Annotated in this window: 3 protein-coding genes and 1 pseudogene; all 4 read left to right on the forward strand. The window is 66.4% G+C overall.

Annotated features, from left to right (window positions below):
* Nucleotides 1-39 precede the first annotated feature (39 nt).
* Nucleotides 40-324 carry a helix-turn-helix transcriptional regulator gene (locus tag HMPREF2924_RS05680; RefSeq protein WP_023083109.1) on the forward strand — a complete coding sequence of 95 codons (285 nt, stop codon included), beginning with the start codon at nucleotides 40-42 and terminating at the stop codon, nucleotides 322-324.
* 26 nt (nucleotides 325-350) lie between these two features.
* Nucleotides 351-1,196: a replication initiator protein A gene (locus tag HMPREF2924_RS05685; protein ID WP_031270617.1), complete on the forward strand. Its 846-nt coding sequence runs from the start codon at nucleotides 351-353 to the stop codon at nucleotides 1,194-1,196.
* A gap of 265 nt (nucleotides 1,197-1,461) precedes the next feature.
* Complete coding sequence (parA, locus tag HMPREF2924_RS05690; protein ID WP_021204048.1) at nucleotides 1,462-2,100, forward strand: ParA family partition ATPase; 639 nt, start codon at nucleotides 1,462-1,464, stop codon at nucleotides 2,098-2,100.
* Nucleotides 2,097-2,176: pseudogene (locus HMPREF2924_RS36160) on the forward strand (chromosome partitioning protein ParB); the annotation flags it as partial. The gene parA and the pseudogene HMPREF2924_RS36160, both read left to right, overlap by 4 nt.

Raw genomic sequence — 2,176 nt, forward strand, 5'->3', positions numbered from 1 at the left:
GGCCGCGTGGTGTGGCCGGGCTTGATGGAGGTACACCCCATGCGACCCTCTCCCTTGCGGCCTGCCGCCGCTACTGTCGCTGCGCCCTCGCAGCCCCAACGCTACCTGACCAACGACGAAGCCGCCGAGTATCTGCGCCTCAGTCCTCGCACGCTGGAGAAGCAGCGCGTGATCGGCGGTGGCCCGAAGTTCCGCAAGTTCGGTCGCCGCGTCATGTACGCAGTAAGCGACCTCGATGCCTGGGCCGACCAGCGCAGCTACGAGGCTACATCCGACCCGGAATACGCCGAACGCCACGCGGGTGACTACCGTGATGGCCGCTGATCGTCGGCGCGTGGGTGGCCTTCGCCATGTCCGGCCCTCCAGGGCAAGCCTTGCCGCAGTGCGAACAGCTCGACCTGTTCCGCGCGCTGCCGGGCGACATGGCGCCACGCGACAGCCAGGACTTGATGGCCTTTCCATTCTTCTCGCTGGCGAAGTCGCGGCGCATCGCGCCGATCGACTTCCGCAGCGGGAACATCACCATCCGCGTGGAAGGCACGGCCGAGCACGGCATCGCCACGATATGGGATGCCGACGTTTTGATTTGGGCGGCCTCGCAGATCGTGGAGGCACGCGACGCGGGCATTCGCCCGTCGCGCTGGATACACGCCACGCCCTACGAGATCCTGCGCTTCATCGGGCGCGGCACATCCCTCAACGACTACCTGCGCCTGAAAGCGGCGCTCGACCGGCTGCAATCGACCAGTGTGGCCACGTCCATCCGAGAAACCACGGGCAGGCGCTTGCATCGCTTTTCGTGGATCAACGAATGGCGCGAACTGGCCGATGCCAGCGGCACGCCGCTGGGCATCGAGCTGATCCTGCCGGACTGGTTCTATGCCGGCGTGCTCGACGCCGCCCTGGTGCTGACCATCGACCCGGCTTATTTCCGCTTGAAGGGCGGCATCGAACGCTGGCTGTACCGCTTGGTACGCAAGCACGGCGGGCGGCAGGAACACGGCTGGCAATTCGACTTCCGGCATCTGCATCGCAAATCCGGCAGCGCGGCTCGCTTCTCGGACTTCGCCTACGACCTGCGCGTGCTGGTGGCACGGCAGTCGTTACCCGGCTACGTCCTCGGCATCGAGCGCATGCCGGACGACAACACCGAACTGCTGACCTTCCGGCCCGTGCTGCATACGGCACGGGGATAACTGCGGGAAAAGCTGTGGACGGCCTCGTGCTATCAGGAGTACCCGGTATCGTGCTATCGGGAGTACGCCTATCGTGCTATCAGGAGTACGAAAACGCCGCAAAGCCAGTAATGGCGCGGGTTTTCAGCCTCTCTAACTTACCTAACTATAAATCTCTAACTTTTAGTAGAAGCGCACCGTTTCGGTGGACAACCGCCAAACGGCACAGCGAACAGCGTTTTGCAGGGCAGGCGAATCCCGGCTTTCCAGCATGGGAGGCCGCGTCATGATCTTCGCGCTTCTCAATCAGAAAGGCGGCGTCGGCAAGACCACGCTCGCCACGCACATCGCGGGCGAACTGGCGATGCGCGGTCTGCACGTCATCCTGCTGGATGCCGACCCGCAGGGTTCCTCACTGGACTGGACGCAGCGCAGAAGCCAGCAGGGCTTGCCCCGGCTGTTCAGCACCGTGGGCCTCGCCCGCGAGACGCTGCATCAGGAAGCGCCGGAGCTGGCCCGCCGCGCCGATCACGTCATCATCGACGGCCCGCCGCGCATCGCCGCATTGGCGCGTTCCGCGCTGCTGGCGGCCGAGCGCGTGCTGATTCCCGTGCAGCCCAGTCCGTATGACCTGTGGGCCAGCGCCGAGATGGTGGCGCTGATCCGCGAAGCGCAGGTGTTCCGGCCTGCGCTGCACGCGGCCTTCGTCATCAACCGGCGCGTCAGCACCACCATCATCGGCAGGGAAGCGCGGCAATCGCTGGCCGAACAGCCGCTGCCGGCGCTGCGCAGCGAAGTGCGCCAGCGCATCGTCTTCGCCGACAGCGTGGCCGCTGGCCGGCTCGCCCGCGAGACGGCGCCCGACAGCGCCGCCGCCCGCGAGATCGCCGTGCTCACCGATGAACTGCTGCGGTGGCCGACATGAGCAGCCCGCGCAGCAAGCGCGTCGGCATCGGCGCACGTCCGCCCGCGAATCCGCACGCCGAGGCGTGGATTCGCCA

Origin of the sequence: Pseudomonas sp. HMSC063H08, assembly GCF_001813645.1 — a bacterium.
In the GTDB taxonomy this organism is placed as follows: Bacteria; Pseudomonadota; Gammaproteobacteria; order Pseudomonadales; family Pseudomonadaceae; genus Pseudomonas; species Pseudomonas aeruginosa.

Bases quoted from the DNA above. Each gene is read 5' to 3' on its own strand.
- HMPREF2924_RS05680 (WP_023083109.1), top strand. From the start codon at position 40: ATGCGACCCTCTCCCTTGCGGCCTGCCGCCGCTACTGTCGCTGCGCCC.
- parA (WP_021204048.1), top strand. From the start codon at position 1,462: ATGATCTTCGCGCTTCTCAATCAGAAAGGCGGCGTCGGCAAGACCACG.
- HMPREF2924_RS05685 (WP_031270617.1), top strand. From the start codon at position 351: ATGTCCGGCCCTCCAGGGCAAGCCTTGCCGCAGTGCGAACAGCTCGAC.